We start from the raw sequence: 16,430 nt of genomic DNA, 5'->3' as shown, positions 1-16,430 counted from the left end.
GGGTGCGCAGTCAGGCCAACTTTCTACGAAAGACAGCAAGGAACTCATGTCGAACGAAGAAATACAAGCGTCGCCACTTCCCGTGGTGCCATTTGATCTCATTGTGATCGGGGCTGGGATAAATGGCCTTGGCATAGCTCGGGACGCCGCCTCCCGCGGCCTGCGTGTGGCCGTGGTTGAACAAGACGACTTGTGCAGCGGTGTTTCAGCGTGGTCTGGACGACTCATTCACGGTGGTCTGAGATACCTCGAGCACAAGGATTTTGCCTTGGTGCGCGAATCGCTCAAGGAGCGAGAGCGCCTCTTCAAACTGGCGCCCCACCTTGTCCGTCCCGTTCCGTTGCTCATGCCGTTCTACGCAAAGAATAAGCGTCCGGCATGGTTGATCCGGCTGGGCATGATCGCCTATGACGTGTTGTCGTTTGATAAAACGCCGCCGAATCATCGCATCCTGTCCCGCGAGAAAGTGCTCGCGCGCTTTGGCGGAATGGAAAAAAAGGGGCTCGGCGGTGCGGCGCTGTTCATCGACGGCCAGGTTGAATACGCCGAACGCCTGTGCGTTGAGCTCGCCATCGCCGCGCAGGCAGATGGCGCCGTCATCCTGACACACTCCAGGGTGGACTCGCTCCTGTCGCGCGGTACGACCGTAACCGGCGTGCGCTACTCCGACGCCGCGACCGGTGAAAGCCGTGAAATCTATGGTTCCGTGGTTATGAATGCGGCGGGGCCCTGGTTGGACTGGGTGTTGAATGCCACGCCAAAATCCAATCTCGCCCAGACTGAGAAGCAGCTCATTGGTGGTTCAAAGGGCAGCCACATTATTGTTGACGCCTTCGACGGCGCGCCCACTGACGTGGTCTACTACGAGTCTCAGTCCGACGGCCGCCTTGTTCTGGTCATTCCGTGGATGGGGCGCTTTTTGATCGGGTGCACCGACGCGTTGTACGAGGACGAGCCGGGAACCGCGCGTGCGGAGTCCAATGAGGTTGAGTACCTCCTCGCCGAGGTGAACGCACTCATTCCGCAGGCGAAGCTCACCGTCGACGACATCCTCTTCACCTACAGCGGGGTGCGTCCGCTGCCGTATGCCCCCGGGGTGCCGGAGTGGAAGATCCCCCGAAGCCACGTCATTCATGACCACGCTGGTACTGGGCGAAAGGGCTTGTTCTCCGTCGTTGGCGGCAAGCTGACCACGTTCCGTCAGCTGGCCGAAGATGCCGTTGATATCACGTACCGCAGCCTGGGTCGACCACGAACGAAAACCAGCACGCGGGATATGCCATTACCCGGCGCACGCGTGGCGAACTGGCCGGAATTTCAGAAGGCATTTATCGCTGCACCTGGCCTGGACCGGGAAACCAAGAAGCGACTCCTGAAAATTTACGGAGTTCGCGCGGATTCCGTGTTGGATCTCGTCAGGGCGGATGCCTCGCTCGGCGAAAAATTCGACCCACTGTCGAATGCGATCGCGGCAGAGCTGGTCTTTGCGGTGAAGTATGAAATGGCCAAGTCGCTGACGGACGTGTATGCACGACGCACCCTCATCGCTTTTGAACCCGGTCACGGATTGGCTTCGGTATCTCGGGCAGCCGACATTTTGGGCGAGACTCTGGGCTGGGACGCCCAGCGCCGCGCGGTGGAAATTGCCGGCTACGAGAAGTGGCTGGAACATCTTGCTGTGCCCGGCCGCGCCCCGAAATCGCAGTCGAATGGTATTGCTGCGGCCGGCACCGGTTCAGGGGAAACCACGTGAGCAAGCGCTATGTTCTTGCGCTAGATGAAGGATCCAGCAGCGCGCGAGCGATACTCGTTGATCCTGACGGTCGAATCGTAAGCGAATCCGCGACACCGATTAAGGCACGTTTCCCCTCTACGGGTTGGGTCGAACTTGACCCGTGGGACCTGTGGAACGCTGCGAAGGGGGCCATGGACCGAACCATGGCCCAGGCAGGCGTGACCGCTTCCGACATTGCCGCGGTCGGCGTGACTACCCACCGTGAAACCTGCCTCATCTGGGACCGTCAAACCGGGCAGCCGGTCTATAACGCAATCATGTGGATGTCGAAGCAGACAGATGACATCGTCGCTCGGTGGTCAGCCGACGGCCTCGATGGGCAAATCCGCGCCCGGACGGGGCTGCGCAACGACTCGTTCTTCTCGGCTGGCAAGCTGGCTTGGCTCCTCGAGCACGTGCCAGATGTGAGAAGGCGGGCGCAGCTGGGAGAACTAGCCGCTGGCACCGTCGAAACTTGGTTGTTATGGAATCTCACCGGTGGGCGCTCCCACCTGACGGATCCCAGTTCGGCTTCGCGTACCGCCTTGTTTAATATTGGCGAATGCAAGTGGGACGAATGGTTGTGCGCTGCGTACGGTATCCCGATGGAGTTGCTGCCTGAAGTCGTGCCATCCGACTCCTGTTTTGGCTATTTAGATGCTGCCGTGCTGCCGGGCGGCCACGCGGCGAGTGTTCCGGTAATGGCCATTTTGGCGGATCAGCAAGCCGGACTCTTTGGCCAGGCATGTCTGGAAGCCGGATCCGCGAAGAACACCTATGGAACGGCGGGTGTCCTCACGGTCAACGTCGGCGATGCACCCCTAATCGTTGACGGTATGACCAGCAGCGTCGCGTGGACGCTTGGCGGTCGAACGACCTATGAAGCCGAGGGCGTCGTTTTTCATAGCGGTCAAACTTTGCACTGGCTTCGCGACAAAATGCGGGCGATTGATTCTTCGGAAAGCAGCGAAGCGCTTGCTGCCAGTGTTCCCGACAATGGCGGCGTGTACTTTGTTCCGGCATTTGCCGGACTCTGCGACCCGCACTGGGACCGGAACGTTCGGGGTGCGATTGTTGGGCTCACGCTAGAAACTGGCATTGAGCACGTCGTCCGGGCGGCCCTAGAGGCAATGGCCTACCAAACTCGCGACAACATCGACGCCCTAGCCCGAGGCGGTATGCGCATACCCACCCTCAAAGTCGACGGTGGGGGGATTGCGAATGATTTCCTCTGCCAATTTCAAGCAGACATCCTCGGCATAGCCGTGCATCGACCGCATGGACTCGAACGCACTGCCCTCGGCGTAGCGCACGTCGCTGGATCCGGCGTTGGTCTGTGGAACGGGGCGGACGACATCGCTGTGTCCTGGCGAGTCGAGCGTGTATTTGAGCCAGCCATGTCCGAGACGCGGCGTGAGGAGCTCTACGCCGGTTGGCAGGATGCTGTCACTGCCGCCCGCGGGTTGCCCCTTCGCAAACCCTCCTCACAAATACTTCCCGCAGACAACCAGCCGCTGCTGGTTGCGCGCTAAAAATATCCCCAACACGAACGAAAGAGGAATGACCATGGGCAAATTTGACCCGGCAGAAATAGTTGAAAGCGCCCGTCGCGGAGGCTACGCCGTTGGCGGTTTCAACATGCACAACGTCGAGACAACACAGGCGCTGCTCCAGGCGGCCGAATTGGCGGATGCCCCTGTGTTCATGCAAGTGGGGCGCGCGGTAGTGCCACACATGGGTCTCGCCGAATCATTTCGGATGACACAGCGCGAACTGAGCAAATCAGACGCCCAAGCCGTCATTCACCTTGACCACGGAACGTATGACGAAGTTTTCGAAGCCCTGCGGCTGGGCTTTGACTCCATCATGTTCGACGGCTCCCACCTGGACTTTGAAGACAATATCGAAGCCACGAAGTATGTCGTAAAAGTTTGTCACTCATTTGGCGTTCCGGTGGAAGCTGAACTGGGCAAGATCCCGGATGCGAATACGGCCATCAACTGGCCGGACTTCTACACGAGCGTGGACGAAGCCGAACGCTTCGTCGCTGAAACCGGGGTCGATTTTCTGGCAATTTCGGCCGGGGTTATGCACGGTGTGACGGCTACGGAGCCGTTGCCCCTTGACATTGAACGCATTGCACGCATTCGCGACGTGACCGGCATCCCCTTGGTCCTTCACGGCGCATCCGGCGTTCCGCTCGATGACATTCGTGCTGCGATCGCTGCGGGGATTAACAAACTCAATGCCGACACCGACCTGCGTCATGCCTTCCGCCGCGGGATAGAAGAAACCTGGGCACTAGGCGATCGTCAGTTAGAAGACGGAATGGCTGAAGGCCGGCGTCAAATGATCGAAGCCACCGTTCAGAAGATGCGCGAGTTCGGCTGCGCAGATCGATCGCAGAACCAGAATCTCGCCCAGGCAGTCACGGCATGAGCGACACAACGGCTGCGCCCGTCGGAGTGACAACGCCGCTGAAAGGGATCCGGCGCACAGCTGCACGTCGTATGGTAGCGGCGTGGGAAGCGCCAGTCTTCCACCTGACCATCGAGATTGATATGACGGAAGCTTCGAAGGTAAAGCAGGTTGTGCCGGAAGCGACCGTCACGGACGTCCTGGTCGCAGCAGCAGCTCAGGCGCTTATTGCAGTGCCAGCACTTAACAGCTACGTCGGTGACGATGAAGTGACCGTTTTTAGTGAGGCGAATGTCGGCGTCGCCGTGGCCACCGATAAGGGCCTCACGGTGCCGGTAATCCACGGTGCTGATCGCCTGACCATGACAGAGATCGCGGCACGCCGTCGTGAAGCTGTCGATCGCGCCCGCACAGGAACCCTGGTCAGGGACGACATCACCGGCGGAACCTTCACCATCTCCAACCTCGGGATGATGGGAATCGATCGATTCGATGCAATTCTTAACATTCCGCAGTCCGCGATCCTCGCTGTCGGAGCCACAAAGAAACGACACGTCTGGACCGAGGCGGGTGGCGAGTGGCTACCGATCGCGGAGTTCACCTTGACCTGTGACCACCGCTCAGTAGACGGAGCCACCGGCGCAACTTTCCTGAAGGCATTCAGTGATGCCCTCACCACTCCGATTGCCGTTTAGCCAACTCCCGCCGCTCGGATGAGTCGTCTGTGTCTGGAGTGACGACTCGCGGCCCGGAACCAGCCAATCTGCGAGAATCACGTATGGATGCATTGCTCGTCACTCACAGCGTCGGACACGGCGCAGCTGGGGATCTGGACGTATCTCTGCGAATGCTCAAGTACGTCGCGGCGAACCCAGAAACCCCCCGGCTGGTTCGGGTCTACCAGCCGGAGCCGACCGTTGCTTTCAGTCGTCGCGAGAGCTTGCTCCCTGGATTCCCTGCTGCGGTGAGCGCAGCTGCCAGCCATGGATTCACGCCTGTCATACGACCCGCCGGAGGACGAGCGGTTGCGTACGATGAATCATGCCTAGTCGTTGATCTCGTGAACGTTGAAGATGGTGCGTACGGAGGTCTCGATAACGAATCTCATTTCAAGACGGTAGGGAATCAGTTCGCTGATGTCCTGCGAGAGTTGGGAGTGGATGCGCGGGTGGGTCCCGTGCCGGGCGAATACTGCCCCGGAACCTACAGTGTTAATGCCCGCGGCCAGGTAAAGCTCGTGGGGACGGCGCAACGCGTGACACGTGGCGCACGCCTCATGAGTGCCTCAATTCCCGTCGCTGAAACTGGTGCACTCATCGACGTTCTGGTCGCGGTAAACCGTGAGCTCGACTTCGCCTGGAACGAACGCACATTCGGGTCGGTGCTCTCTGAAACGAGCGGAATGACCGCCGGCGATGTTACCGAGTCCATCGTTCGGGCGTTTGCTGGTCATCGGAGCGGCGAAATTCAGTATCACGTCTTAGCGAATCGCCTGGAATCATGATCCACGAATGAATTCAGGGGGCGAAACAGTCGTTGCTTCTGGCGTGGCATTGGTCAGCTTGAAATTTTATTCTTCGTCGCTCGGTAGGTAATCGGCAGAACGCCCACGGGAGCGGGCGACAGCCGATCGCCAGCGTTCTCTGCGTACGAGAGATTGCACTGGGTCCATGCCGGGAAAGAAGACTGAGGTTTCGCGGGGGAGTCGTGCGCATTCGTCGGCGCTCCATAACCCCGACGAGATGCCCGCCAAATGGGCGGCCCCGGTAGCTGAGAGCTCCGCGATATTGCTACGAATGACGTCTCGTTGGCTAAAATCTGCTTGCAGCTGCATGAGCCAATCGTTCTGTGACGGACCTCCATCGGTGAGTACGGTCTCTATTCGTGCACCCAATAGCTGTTCGACGGCCTCGAATAGAGCTTCCGTCTGAAGAGCCACCGATTCGAAGGCTGCACGGGCCAGCTCAGCGGGTTTGGTTCCAAGACCAAACCCACAAATCACAGCAACCGCTTTCTCGTCCCAATAAGGGGCACCCAGGCCTGCAAAAGCAGGTACCAAGTCCACACCCTGGCTCGTGGAAACTGTCTGGGCGATTGCACTCAACTGTCCGGGGCCCATTCCCAGCAACTGACCCAACCATAGGAGCGTGGCGCCGGTGGAAAGAATTGTGCCCTCGAAAGCGTATACCGGATCAGGGGTGGCCCACGCGATGGTGCGCACCAAACCCCTCCCGTCGGCAGGGTCTGGCGCGCCCGGTTGGAGCAATCCCATGACCGAGCTGCCGCTGCCATGCGTCGCCTTGACTTGTCCAGGGCCTCGAACCCCGTGAGCAAAAAGAGCCGCGTGAGAATCGCCCAGTACTGCGTAAATCCGAGTATCCGCAGGCAGCACTGGCACACCCACAATGGGGTCAGTTGGTTCGTGTGATGCCGCGAGACGCGGCATGCACCGGAGAGGAATCTGAAAAAGCTCGAGGAGCTCGAGATCCCAGCTCGCTGACTCGAGATTCAATAGTTGAGTGCGGCTCGCGTTGCCGAGTTCAATCCGATGTTCCCCGGTAAGGGAATGAACAAGCCAGGAGTCCACGGTCCCTACTGCAATACGACCGGCCATCGAAGCGGTTCTATCAGGGTCGATCTGGTCAAGCAGCCATTGGATTTTCAGAGCCGAAAACATGGGGTCAAGCGGGAGCCCTGTCTTGTGGCGCACGATGTCGCCCCAGCCCAGATCCTCGTATTCCGCTACCCGACTTGCTGTTCGACGGTCTTGCCAGCCGAGCATGGGGCCAAGCGCCTTGCCGGTCTCCCGGTCCCAGACAACGGCCGACTCGCGTTGGTTGCTCAAGCCGATTCCGCGAATGTCGACGTCACCATCCAGCCCTGCGAGTGCCGCAGTGATCGAACTAATAACACTCGACCTTATTTCCTCAGCGTCCTGTTCGACCCAGCCGGGTCGGGCATCTACCCGGGATACCTTGACGGAAGCACGACTAAGGATTCGCCCTTCTCCGTCGACGACGATTGTCTTCGTTGAGCTGGTTCCTTGGTCCACGGCCACAATTGCCGGGAGAACAATCTTGGTGCTGGGTGACATGTTGAACACCTATTCATCATTGAATGCAAGTTTCCAAGGCTCACATGACGTGTGCAACTTGTCAAAGATTCGCCGGAAGTGAATTACTTGATTTTGTACAGAGCTCTGGTCTCGTCCGGGGTTGCAATGGGGCGGCCCACCTCACGGGCGATTTCCTGGGCCTGCTGAAGCAGCTCAAGGTTCGTGGGGTTGCGGGCCGGATCGTAGAAGAGTTCCAGTCCAGTCTTAATGTGGCCCCCGAGCTCGATGGCCCTGCGGAGGATCGAGGTGTCGTCGAGTGCCCCTTGGCCCCAGATCGAGATGTACCAGGGGTGCTTGACCTTCGCTTCCTCGATCATCGAGAGGTAGTAATACAAGCTCTCCAGAGTCGGCTTCATGCCGTTCGTTCCGATGGGTTTCGTAGCGGTCAGACCATAGTCTCCGATGAGGTAGAAATCCCACATCGATCCGGGCGTGGAGAGCCCGTTGTTGACATAGTGCATGGCGTGCCGGAGGTGCCCTGGTTCGTAGACGCCGAAGACCATGGGGGTATTGTGCTCGCGCAGCATCCTGATTTGGCTGGCAACGCGCTCGTAGTTGAAACCGAATTCGGGGCCGATGAGGTAACCATCGGCATCCGTTTCTGTAGCGAAGAGCGTGAGCCCGGTGTCGACACAGGCGATTCGAACGTTTGCGTTCTCGACGAGGAAGGGTACGTGCTGAAGCCCGTTCTCGTCTCCCTTGAGGCGAAGGTTATTACAGGTGGTGGGGTACCAGGTGATGTCGGGATGTTTCTGCAGCACCTTGTCCCAGGTGCGCATGTAGTCCTTGTACGCGTCTTTGCCCATGAGATCGAAACTGGTGTTGTGTGCGTGGATCGCGCCCGCGCCGGCCTCCCAGCACCGAATAGCATCTTCCGCAATTTCATCGTAAGAAATTGGGGTGTTCGGGTTCATTTCTTTCGTGCGGATGCCGTTGATGTGAGACTCGATGATGACCGGATAATCCCAGTTCGGCTTCATATCTGCATATTTGTCGAGGGCAGTGCCCATGGTTCACTTCTCTTTCTCACGAGGGCTGCATGTGCAGCGATTTGATGCCTTCGCAAAGCCGAACAACGACGTTCGGTTCCCGTCCGCAGACTGTAGCGCAGGTGCTGGAGCTCAACTTCGAGTCGACCAGCCTTTCGCCGAACCGCATGAATAGACGAACGAGCGCAACTTCTCAGTTGGCACGATTCGTCGCCACATATACCCCGTCGGGATGTAAAGTGAATATACACGCAAATGCTGAATATAAAATCCGACACGTGTCCTGCACTGAACAAGGAGGTTCAAGATTGTCAAATTCTTTTGATGTTCGTCCGTACGAGATCCGTATCCCCGATGCAGATCTTCACGACATGATGGAGCGGCTGAAGCGGACACGCTTTCCGCAAGACTTCGCCAACGAAGATTGGCGGTACGGATACAACACCGAGTATCACCGCACTCTTATCGACTACTGGATCAATGAGTATGACTGGCGTGCTGTGGAGCGCCGGATGAACGAGCTGCCACATTTCAAGGTCGACCTGATGGGCGTTCCCCTCCACTTCATCCACGTGCGCGGCAAGGGCCTAAACCCGAAGCCGCTGCTTCTCCACCATGGCTGGCCCTGGACTTTCTGGGACGTTCGCAAAATCATCGAGCCGCTGACCGACCCGGTGAAATTCGGCGGTCAGGAGTGTGATTCGTTCGATGTGGTTCTCATCTCTCTGCCCGGCTACGGGTTCTCCTCGCCACTGACGGAGACGGGGTGGAATTTCTGGAAGACCGCCGATCTCGAGAACGTCCTGATGAAGCAGGTGCTCGGGTATGAGCGCTATGCCACCGCTGGGGGGGACTGGGGGGCGCTGATCGCCCAGCAGCACGGGCACAAGTACGAATCCGACGTCATCGGCGTCTACACGCACTTTCCCGCTCAGTTGTCGCACTACCTCGCGGAGCATCCCGACCAGCCCGAGGGTGTCGAGTACGACCCTGCTCTGGGACTGCCGGCTTCGAGCGAATATTCGACTGACGAAGCAGGCTGGTTTGAACGCGGCAAGTTGTTCGTCGAGAATGAGAGCGGCTACGGGGAGCTCCAGTTGACGAAGCCACAGACGCTTGCGGCGCTCGTCGCCGACTCCCCGGCCGCCCAGTTGGCTTGGATTACGGAGAAGCGGTATTTTTGGGGCCTCGCGGAACGTGGTAGCGGCACGGAGGCATTCGAGGGTGTCTGGCCTAAGGAAGACTTGATCACGACCGCCGCGGTGTACTTTCTCACGGGAACAGGTGGAACGTCTTCCCGGTATTACTGGGAGTGCCGCGGGAACCCGTGGACGCCCAGTCATGACCGGGTCCCCGTCGTGGGAGTGCCGACCGCGGTTTCGATCTATCCGGGCGAGATTTACAAGCCGCCGAAAACCTGGACGGAGAAGTACTTTAACCTCCAGCAGTACCGGGTGCACAGCAGCGGTGGCCACTTCGCGCCTCTGGAGGAACCGGAAATCTACGTGGCCGACGTTCGGGATTTCTTCCGAACTCTGAGCTGACGCCCCAAGAAGAGCTCCCCACGTCGAAGCCGAATTATAACGGTTCGGTCACGTGTGGGGCATTGACCGAAAACTTCTTGCATGTGCACGTCCACTCGCATAATGTCACTATGAATCAATACCGATCTACTGAATAAAAATGCAGTAGAACTAAATATAGGAGTCAAAGATGTCTCTCAAGAACAAACGCGGCGTTCTCCGCCTCGCGGCCTTCGCGGCTGTTGCTGCGCTCGCACTCGCCGGGTGCACGTCAACCGCAAGCGGAGCCGACAAGGCTTCCTCTGGGCCGATTGCTAAGGAGGACCTAGTCCTCGTTGCATCCGTGATCAACACCACCAACCCCTACTTCATCGCCAACATTGAGGGAGCGAAGGCCCTCTCCAAAAAACTGGACATTCCTCTCGAGATCATTGACTCGCAGGGCTCGTCGCAGACTGAAATCTCAAAGATTCAGGCGATTTTGGCGCAGGGCAAGAAGGTCGTGATGTTCGTCAACACCGTGGCGAGCTCGGACGCCCCGACAATCGTGGACGCCGTGGAGCGTGCCGGCGGTTTCGTATCGATCTGGTGGAACAAGCCCGACGACTTCGAGCCCTGGGACTCGGGCGACAACTTTGTGGCCTTTCAGAAGCACGCTGGCGTGGACTCAGGCCGCTGCAACGCTAAGGCAATCGGTGATTCGCTGGGAGGTAAGGGCAACGTGATCATGTTCCCTGGCGTGGAGGACAGCACGACCAGCGCGACGCGTGTCGCCGGCTTCGAAGCCGAGATGCGTGAGAACTACCCCGACATCAAAATTCTCGAGAAGCAGGCTTCGAACTGGGACCCGCAGCTCGCCAACCAGAATTCCAAGGACCTGATCGCGAAGTACGGGGATCAGATCAACGGCGTCTGGAGTGCCGATGACGGCATGCAGCTTGGCGCGATCCAGGCCTTCGAGGACGCGGGTTTGCTGGACAAGGTCAAGTTCGCCTCCGACGGTCTGTACCCCGACACCGTGGAAATGATGAAGAACGGCTACGGCAACAACGCCATTGTCGGGGAAACCTTCCACCGCGGCTACATGGCCTCCGCCATCGGCCTCTACACGGCCTACCTGGCCGCGACCGGAGAGATCGTCCCGTCCGAATTGCCCAAGGAGAAGCGCACGAGTTTCTTCGACATCAAGTGCGTCACGCCCGACACGCTAGACGACTACCTTCAGTACGACGGTCCCGATGCTGCAGCTAACTTCGTTGATGAGCTCATTAAGACTGGCCCGTGGGACACCGAGCCGGCGACTCTCGTCGGCGGCGGCGGACCAGAGGTCCTGCCCACGTCGTAGTATTACGGCCAGCCTGTTCCCGGCCCTCGTCAACAGACGAGGGCCGGGAACAGGCGCATCACCATTATGTGATCGGTATCTGCGAGGAGAATTTTCATGGTTCACAAAGTTTTAGCGGAACAGGGCGCGGGAGGCATAAATACCACCGCGATCAGGATCCGCGAATCCGGTATCGAGCGCCGCGCTCGGTTCCGGGGTCTGGCCGAGCCGCTGAGTCTACTCGTGGCTCTGGCCGTCCTTATCGGTGTTTTTTCCCTGTTTAACGAGCGTTTTCTGACGGCATCCAACTTTCAGAACGTGCTCACCCAGTCCGCCATTCCCTTGATCGTTGCCGTCGGCGCGACCCTGGTCATCCTTCTCGGATCCATCGACCTGTCCGTGGAGGGGGTCATGGGGGCAACCGGAATGACCTGGATCCTCCTCAGCGCCAACTCGCGTGGAGGAGCGGACCTGGGACCATGGGCTTGGGTCATCGCCCTCGGCGTGGCCGTCGTGCTGGGTGTCGCCAGCGGCCTCATTTTCACCGCACTAAAAGTGCCCTCTTTTATCGTCACCCTGGGAATGTGGTACGTAGGGCTCGGAATCGCCACAATGCTCTACGGGACCGACCTTCTCCCTCGCCTCGAAGACGAGGCGCTCAGCGGCTGGACTTCGCACATTACCCTCGGTCTGCCTAACTCCTTCTGGGTGGCGCTGATCGTTATTGGCCTCGGCATACTCGTTCTACGCAGTACCCGAATCGGCCGGGTAACTCTTGCTATTGGAAACAGCGAGACGATCGTGCGCTCGGCGGGCCTTCCCGCTTTCCGCGTCAAGGTTGCCGTCTTCGCCATTGCCGCTGTGCTCAGTGGCCTCGGCGGAATCCTTGCCACCGTCCAACTCGACATCGGGTCGCCCACCGTAGGCTCCGGTGTGCTCTTCATCGTCATCCCTGCGGTTGTCATCGGAGGTACGCACCTCGGCGGCGGAAAAGGGGGAATCCTGCGCACCGTACTGGGCGTGTTCTTGCTGACGATCCTCAATAATGGACTCATCCTCTCCGGCGTCGAATCGAGCTATCAATCGGCCGTCACCGGAGTGATCCTGGTCGCAGCAATCGTGTTCGCAGCGTGGTCTCAGCGCGACAGATTGCGGGTGGCAAAGTGAGCGACGTGACCACAACTCCCGCAGTGCTTCACCTGGACGCAGTCTCTAAAAGCTTTGGATCGAATCATGCCGTTCGCGGTGTGTCCCTCAGCATTCGATCCGGTGAGGTCATCGGCCTTATTGGAGAGAACGGCGCTGGCAAGTCCACGCTACTAAAAATACTTTCGGGCAACTATCGGCACGATGGAGGAACAATCGCGGTAAACGGACGGGAAGTCCAGTTCCGCGGACCAGCCGATGCCTTGCGCGCAGGGATTGGGGTCGTGCACCAGGAGCAATCACTGTTCACGAACCTCACCGTCGCCGAAAACATCGAGGTCAACACCCCAATCGGCCGGGGCGGGATCAACCGGTTGGGGCTATACAACTGGCGACGCCTCCACGCGGACGCAGCCAAGGCGCTCGACCTCATCGGATCGCACTTGAATCCGAGAACGCGGGTCAGCGACCTGTCATTCGTTGATCGCCAGATGGTGGAGATCGCACGGGCGATCCGGGTAAGTGCCTCCAGCCACACGACTCCTCTCGTGATCCTCGACGAACCGACCGCGATTCTGGAGAGAACGGAGACCGAAATTCTGGAGAGGGAAATCTCCAAGCTTCGCAACATCGGCTCGGTAATCTTCGTCTCGCACCGACTCGACGAGGTCATGCGTATCTGCGATCGCGTCGTCGTCATGCGCGATGGCGAGTTGATCGCCGACCGACGAGTCGATGACGTGACCGAAGAGGAACTATTCCGGCTCATGGTCGGTCGGGAAACTCATGCCGCCGTTCGAGACCGCCACAGTATTGAGCCGGACAGCAGCCCGGTCATCTCGATCCACGATCTCACGAAGGCCGGCGCCTATACTGAGGTATCGATCGATGCCTACCCGGGTCGCATCCTGGCCATTCTGGGTACCAGTGGTTCCGGCCGAGAGTCCGTAGCGCGAGCGATATTCGGGGCAGAGGGCTTCGATTCCGGATCCATCTCGATCGCGGGTTACTCCGGGCACCACTTGTCCATTAAGAAGGCCGTCGCCCTTGGTGTGGGCTACGTTCCCGCGGAGCGCAAGACTGAGGGAATGGTCGGGGAAATGCCGGCGGATCAAAACATCACGCTCACGCATCCAGGTTCCGCCGCCATCGGGCCGTTCGAGCTTCCCCGACGCAGGCTGTCTCTGGCACGTATGTGGTTTGAGAAGCTGGACATCCGGCCTCGGGAGCCCGAGCACATGCTTCAGGACTTTTCTGGCGGTAACCAGCAGAAGGTCGTCCTTGCCAAGTGGTTGAACTCTTCGGAGCTGAAGGCGCTCGTACTTGACCACCCACTCCGAGGCCTCGACCCGGGCGCGGGTGAGACAGTCAAAGCGCAGATCCGGTCGGTATGCGATTACGGAACCGCGATCATCCTCATTCCCGACACGATCGAAGAGGCGCTTGACATCGCCGACGACATCGTGGTGATGCGAGACGGTCGGATCTCAGGCGTCTACGACCTTGGGCACGATAATCCCGCCACTCTGGACCTGCTCGAAAGGATGCTGTGATGTTCAAGACTGACAGCGAGACAACGAAGATCGCCGTGCCTGCCCGCGAAAAGTTGCAGTCTATGAAGCGCATCGGAGGCTGGCATGCGATTGGCCCGATTGTCATTTTCCTTGCGATACTCGCCGTTGTTGCGATCCTCACGCCAGCATTCATCGGGAGCGGAGGGCTCGCGGTAATCGCGTCGTCGTCGGCCCCCATCCTGTTGCTGGCACTCGGGCAGGCCATGGTGCTCAACGTCGGGTCGATCGACCTGTCGAATGCCGCGATCGGGTTGCTGGGCGCAATTCTTCTTGCACTCACGCTCGGGCCCGTAGCGGGACTATCTCCGATCATCGTGCTCCTGGCCACCACCGCCTTTGGCGCCGTGAACGGTCTGATCCTGGCATACGCGCAGGTACCGTCCTTCGCGCTGACACTGGGCACGTTGGGAATTTTTCAAGCAGTCGCGCTCGTGGTCAGCGGCCGGACGACCGTCTACGTCGCCAGCAACGGGGAGGGCGTCCACTCGTTGTACGAAAGCGGGATCGCCAATGTGCCGATGACGTTCTGGATGGGCGTCCTGCTTGCGGTCGCTCTCTGGGTGCTTCTGCGGTACACCCGCATCGGCCGTGGAATGACGGCCATCGGAAAGAACGAATCCGCAGCGATCTTCTCCGCGGTGCGAACGCGCGCGCTCAAGGTACTCGCCTTTGCTCTCTCCGGGTTTGCCGCGGGACTCGCCGGCATCGCGATCATCGCGCAGGCGGGGTCAGCGTCACCCACCGGCCTGGGCAGCGACCTGCTGCTGCCCGCCATCGCCGCAGCTCTAATCGGAGGAACGTCGATCTCCGGAGGTGTAGTTAATCCGCTCACAGTGATTTTCGGAGCGCTGACCATTGCCCTTGTTCCCATCGCGACGACCGCGGTCGGCATCGAGGCCCAAGCGCAGAGCCTGGTCTACGGCGCGGTCATCATCGCGGTGGTTGCCCTCACCATGTCGCGCAACAAATCAAGCATTGTTAAGTAATTAACGTAACGAACAAACGCAAGTAACAAACGCAAGTAACAAACGAGAGGGAACACACATGCCCACTGTGGACATCATGGAAGCGACCAACTCTGGCGTGCTTAAAGACCTCGAGCCCCGCGAGGTTTTCCGATTCTTCGAGGTGCTCACGAGCATCCCGCGAGGCTCGGGTAACGAAGAGCAGGTCGCCAACTGGGTTGTGGATTTCGCGCGCTCGTGTGGACTCGAGGCGACGAAGGATGACCTGCACTGCGTACTCGTGCGCAAGCCCGGTCAGGGCGGCCTTGAGAATGCAGCACCGCTAATCCTGCACGGCCACTTGGATATGGTCTGCGAAAAGGCAGAGGGGGTCGAGTTCGACTTCGTGAAACAACCGCTGAGCCTCCTCGTCGACGGCGAGTACATCTCGGCGGCTGGAACCTCTCTGGGCGCGGACAACGGAATCGGAGTGTCCTACATACTTGCGTTGCTTGAATCAAAGGACATCCCTCATCCGCCGCTGGAGGCAGTCCTCACCGCCATGGAGGAAAAGGGCAAGGTGGGGGCCGGACAATTCAACGTCGGGCAACTTGTTGGGCGCCGCATGATCGATTTTAACTGGATCACGGACGAGGAGATCCTCGCGGGGTGCAGCGGCGACGTGACGTTCACCGTTGATGTCCCCGGTGAGTTTGAGCCAGTGCCTGTTGACTTGACCAGTGCGCGCTCGCTTGAGGTGCGCGGGCTCAACGGCGGTCACTGCGAATTCGACATTCAGCTGGAGCGGGCGAACGCTCTGCAGGTGCTGGCTCGTGCGGTCCACAAATTGGCGGGTGCGCACGAATTGCGCATTAGCAACCCGTTCGGAGGTGCCCAGAACAGTGCGATCCCGGCCGACGCATCCGCTGTCATCGTCTTCGGAGACGCAGACACTGATTCGATCGAGGCGCTCATTGCCCAGCTAGACGGCGAGCTCAAGAGAGAGTACGAGCTTTCTGACCCTGCTATTCGCGTCGAGCTCAAGAGTGCAATACGCCCCGATAGTGCATTTTCACGCGGCGCAGGGCTGCGGCTCATGTCCATTTTGCGCCTCATTCCTCATGGGGTGATCAGTTGGAACCTTCACGTTCCCGGTCGCGTAGAGACGTCGAACAACCTCGGAACGGTGCGGCCGACTCCTGAAGGTGCGCGCGTGATGTCGACGGTCACGTCTGCCCTCACCTCCCGGAAGCACGAGTTGGTCGAGCGAATACAGGCGCTCGTCGCGCTCGCCGCCGGTGGGGTCGTGTTCGAACTCTACGGCCTCGACGCTGCAGAGTTCCCGTATCGTCCTGACTCGGAGCTGCTCGCAGCGGCATCCGAGGCCTATCGTGACGTGCTCGGCAAAGAACCCAACATTGAGGTGTCACAGTGCTCACTCGAGCTGGGCATGTTCAGCAAGCGGGTGCCGGTAGCCGACATCATCTCGATCGGCACTGAGCTTCAAGCCCTGCATTCGTCAGCGGAGCGGGTGAACCACAAGTCCGTGGAGCGCGTCTGGCCGTTGATTAAGAGTGTCGTGTCGCGACTGGGATAGGCACGCGCCGGTAGCGCCGTGGGGCT

13 protein-coding genes are annotated in these 16,430 nt (G+C 59.4%); 11 read left to right on the top strand and 2 right to left on the bottom strand.

Annotated features, from left to right (window positions below; translation table 11 throughout):
- The first annotated feature begins 46 nt into the window (after positions 1-46).
- The 5 genes from glpD to E3T41_RS05570 all read left to right on the top strand — a co-directional run bounded on the left by glpD (position 47) and on the right by E3T41_RS05570 (position 5,696).
- The gene (gene glpD / locus E3T41_RS05590) at positions 47-1,753 is read left to right on the top strand and encodes a glycerol-3-phosphate dehydrogenase (protein ID WP_134477667.1); all 1,707 of its coding nucleotides are present in this window, start codon (positions 47-49) and stop codon (positions 1,751-1,753) included.
- Positions 1,660-3,306 carry an FGGY family carbohydrate kinase gene (locus E3T41_RS05585; protein WP_370257139.1) on the top strand — a complete coding sequence of 549 codons (1,647 nt, stop codon included), beginning with the start codon at positions 1,660-1,662 and terminating at the stop codon, positions 3,304-3,306. Before glpD ends, E3T41_RS05585 begins: the two co-directional genes overlap by 94 nt.
- Positions 3,307-3,340: 34 nt before the next feature.
- The gene (locus tag E3T41_RS05580; protein ID WP_134477663.1) at positions 3,341-4,213 is read left to right on the top strand and encodes a class II fructose-bisphosphate aldolase; all 873 of its coding nucleotides are present in this window, start codon (positions 3,341-3,343) and stop codon (positions 4,211-4,213) included.
- A 26-nt stretch (positions 4,214-4,239) separates the two neighbouring features.
- Positions 4,240-4,887, top strand: a complete 648-nt coding sequence (locus tag E3T41_RS05575; protein ID WP_198415579.1) for a 2-oxo acid dehydrogenase subunit E2 — start codon at positions 4,240-4,242, stop codon at positions 4,885-4,887.
- A gap of 83 nt (positions 4,888-4,970) precedes the next feature.
- Positions 4,971-5,696 (top strand): lipoate--protein ligase family protein, encoded by a 726-nt coding sequence (locus tag E3T41_RS05570; RefSeq protein ID WP_134477661.1) that lies wholly within the window; start codon positions 4,971-4,973, stop codon positions 5,694-5,696.
- Positions 5,697-5,762: 66 nt separating this feature from the next.
- Here E3T41_RS05570 and E3T41_RS05565 read toward each other — a convergent pair whose 3' ends face one another.
- The gene (locus E3T41_RS05565; protein ID WP_134477659.1) at positions 5,763-7,286 is read right to left on the bottom strand and encodes an FGGY family carbohydrate kinase; all 1,524 of its coding nucleotides are present in this window, start codon (positions 7,284-7,286) and stop codon (positions 5,763-5,765) included.
- A gap of 83 nt (positions 7,287-7,369) precedes the next feature.
- Positions 7,370-8,317: a 3-keto-5-aminohexanoate cleavage protein gene (locus E3T41_RS05560; protein ID WP_092448158.1), complete on the bottom strand. Its 948-nt coding sequence runs from the start codon at positions 8,315-8,317 to the stop codon at positions 7,370-7,372.
- A gap of 257 nt (positions 8,318-8,574) precedes the next feature.
- Here E3T41_RS05560 and E3T41_RS05555 point away from each other — a divergent pair, with 257 nt between their 5' ends.
- The 6 genes from E3T41_RS05555 (at position 8,575) to pepD (ending at position 16,404) form a co-directional block, all read left to right on the top strand.
- Complete coding sequence (locus E3T41_RS05555; RefSeq protein ID WP_166787540.1) at positions 8,575-9,840, top strand: epoxide hydrolase family protein; 1,266 nt, start codon at positions 8,575-8,577, stop codon at positions 9,838-9,840.
- Positions 9,841-10,009: 169 nt separating this feature from the next.
- A complete protein-coding gene (locus E3T41_RS05550) occupies positions 10,010-11,164 on the top strand; it encodes a sugar ABC transporter substrate-binding protein (RefSeq protein ID WP_092448160.1) in 1,155 nt (384 codons plus the stop codon).
- A gap of 96 nt (positions 11,165-11,260) precedes the next feature.
- Positions 11,261-12,310, top strand: coding sequence for an ABC transporter permease (locus E3T41_RS05545; protein ID WP_092448161.1), 1,050 nt, complete (start codon positions 11,261-11,263; stop codon positions 12,308-12,310).
- Positions 12,274-13,842 carry a sugar ABC transporter ATP-binding protein gene (locus E3T41_RS05540; protein ID WP_370257133.1) on the top strand — a complete coding sequence of 523 codons (1,569 nt, stop codon included), beginning with the start codon at positions 12,274-12,276 and terminating at the stop codon, positions 13,840-13,842. The genes E3T41_RS05545 and E3T41_RS05540 overlap by 37 nt, the downstream gene beginning before the upstream one ends.
- Positions 13,842-14,849 carry an ABC transporter permease gene (locus E3T41_RS05535; RefSeq protein WP_092448163.1) on the top strand — a complete coding sequence of 336 codons (1,008 nt, stop codon included), beginning with the start codon at positions 13,842-13,844 and terminating at the stop codon, positions 14,847-14,849. The genes E3T41_RS05540 and E3T41_RS05535 overlap by 1 nt, the downstream gene beginning before the upstream one ends.
- 58 nt (positions 14,850-14,907) lie before the next feature.
- Complete coding sequence (gene pepD / locus E3T41_RS05530; RefSeq protein ID WP_092448164.1) at positions 14,908-16,404, top strand: beta-Ala-His dipeptidase; 1,497 nt, start codon at positions 14,908-14,910, stop codon at positions 16,402-16,404.
- Positions 16,405-16,430: the final 26 nt, after the last annotated feature.

Source organism: Cryobacterium sp. Hh38, assembly GCF_004403235.1.
Taxonomy (GTDB): domain Bacteria; phylum Actinomycetota; class Actinomycetes; order Actinomycetales; family Microbacteriaceae; genus Cryobacterium; species Cryobacterium levicorallinum.
This window is presented reverse-complemented; position numbering and strand designations above follow the sequence as displayed.